Origin of the sequence: Psittacicella gerlachiana (assembly GCF_003585965.1) — a bacterium.
Taxonomy (GTDB): domain Bacteria; phylum Pseudomonadota; class Gammaproteobacteria; order Enterobacterales; family Psittacicellaceae; genus Psittacicella; species Psittacicella gerlachiana.
This window is the reverse complement of sequence record NZ_NRJF01000155.1, coordinates 1-2260: the sequence shown is the minus strand read 5'-3', so window position 1 is coordinate 2260 and position 2260 is coordinate 1. Positions and strand designations below refer to the sequence as shown.

Annotated in this window: 3 protein-coding genes; 2 read left to right on the top strand and 1 reads right to left on the bottom strand. The window is 34.8% G+C overall.

Features of this window, described 5'->3' with window-relative positions:
- The first annotated feature begins 48 nt into the window (after positions 1-48).
- Positions 49-1203, top strand: coding sequence for an alpha/beta hydrolase (locus CKF59_RS05420; RefSeq protein ID WP_222985612.1), 1155 nt, complete (start codon positions 49-51; stop codon positions 1201-1203).
- 86 nt (positions 1204-1289) lie between these two features.
- Positions 1290-1838, top strand: coding sequence for a DapH/DapD/GlmU-related protein (locus CKF59_RS08070; protein WP_119534946.1), 549 nt, complete (start codon positions 1290-1292; stop codon positions 1836-1838).
- 220 nt (positions 1839-2058) lie between these two features.
- Here CKF59_RS08070 and CKF59_RS05410 read toward each other — a convergent pair.
- Positions 2059-2260 (bottom strand): LysR substrate-binding domain-containing protein (locus tag CKF59_RS05410; RefSeq protein ID WP_245959277.1); only part of this gene is annotated, 202 nt, incomplete at its 5' end.

The window sequence follows — 2260 nt, the reverse complement described above, 5'->3', positions numbered from 1 at the left end:
ATTTATAACTAAAACAACAAAATCATTTACTTTAAAGGAACAACACAAATGAAACTCAACAAATTATTACTCGCAACTTTTATTGGAACAACATTTATAGGAACATCTATGGCTAATCTAAATATTACTACCAATGCTAATGTAAAAGTAGCACAGGATGCTAATGCCCCTGTATCTATGGTTACCGGTTGGGATAAAGTATTTAAAGAAAATACTCAAGTTGCCCACCAAAAAGTTACCTTTAAAAATCGTTATGGTATTTCGATTGTTGCTGATCTTTACTATCCTAAAAATTTAGATCCGCAACAAAAACACCAAGCAATTGCAGTTTCAGGTCCATTTGGAGCAATAAAAGAACAGTCTTCAGGTGAATATGCTCAAGAATTAGCTTCTCAAGGTTTTGTAACTCTTGCCTTTGATCCTTCTTATACCGGTGAATCAGGAGGTTTCCCTCGTGGTAATACTTCTCCAGATCTTAACGTAGAAGACTTTTCTGCCGCGGTAGACTTTTTATCTAACCAAAGTTTTGTTGATCCAAATAAAATTGGGATTCTTGGTATCTGTGGTTGGGGTGGTGTAGCTTTAAGTGAAGCTCAAGTAGATACTCGTGTTAAAGCTGTAGCTACGGTAGTAATGTATGACATGTCACGTGCAATTGGTTATGGGGTAGGAGATGGTCAAGATGCCTACTCAACCAGCGACCGTCGTGTTATTAAAAACTACATGGCTGACTTACGTACTCAAGACTTTAAAGCTGGTTATGCAAACCCAAGCTACAACACTTATAACTATATGGTAAATGGAGATAAAGTAGATATTTATCCAGCTTTATGGCAGCTTGATCAAAACTCAGCTTTACCACCTGTAGTAGCAGAGTTCTCTGAATATTATCAAACTCCACGTGGTTATCACGAGCGTTCAGTTAATTCACATGGTTTATGGCAAGCTACCATTGGTCTAAAATACTTTAACTTCAATAATTTAGATCACACTGATGAAATCCAAATCCCAACTTTAATTATTACTGGAGAAATAGCTCACTCACGTTACTTTGCTGAAACCGCTTACCAAAAAGTAGGTTCAAGTAATAAAGAACTTGTAATTGTTCCAGGAGCAAATCACGTAGATCTTTATGATAATGTTAAAGGCGTAGCTCCGTTTGCAAAATTAGGTCAATTCTTCACTACGAATTTAAACAAATAATTTGTTTTACCGTAGTAACCCCATAAATTTTATTACTTAAATTATTGTTCCTAATTTATCCTCAAATTAGGAACATCTTTATTTTTATGACACGTAAAATTATTAAAGACAAAAGTCCAGAATATCTTCAAATTCTCGCTAAAGTAAGAGAAAATCAAGAGTTACTTTTTAAATTAAACAACCAACTGCAAACTCCAGAATCTACTTTAGAATTATTAGCTCAAATCACCAATTCTCCAATTCCTAAATCAGTAATGATAAATCTTCCTTTCTATAGTGATTATGGAGCAAATATAAAATTTGGTGAAAATGTCTTTGTAAATACCGGAGTTCAGTTTACCGATGTAGGTGGTATTACTCTCGAAGATGGAGTACTTATTGGTCCAAGAACAAATTTAATTACGGCTTCACATCCTCTAGCACCAGCTCAAAGACACGATCTTGAAATAGCCCCAATCGTGATTAAAAAGAATGCATGGCTAGGAGCAAATGTTACAGTATTACCGGGAGTAACCATTGGTGAAAATGCGGTAGTGGCTGCTGGAGCAGTTGTAACTAAAGATGTACCTGCGAACACTGTGGTGGCAGGAGTTCCTGCTAAGGTGTTAAAACAACTTCTTGATTCAGAGGCTTAAACTTAAAACTCATAATTATTTTATTTAATCTCTGATATTAGATATTTATCTCTCTAATCTTACTTTTACTTTTTAAAATCCAATATGACTAAAGCCGAGGCGTTATTGCCTCGGCTTTTTTAATAAAAGAAAATTAGTCTATTTTTATTCGTCAATTTCTATTTTTGCGTTCTAAATTATAAGTTAAGAAATTACGTTAAAAATAACTCTAACCTCTAGTTTAGGTTACTTTTAGAGTATCAATCACTAAACGTAAAGCTTGAGAAACGCGACGATCAGGGTAGTATAAATGCGAAGCAGGTAAGCTAATAGTATAGTCTTCGAGTACTTGTATTAGCTTGCCTTCTTGCAAATCCTGAGCCACCAATTCTAAAGGTTCATAAGCTAAACCTACCCCATAACGAGCAGCATTAACTAAAGAA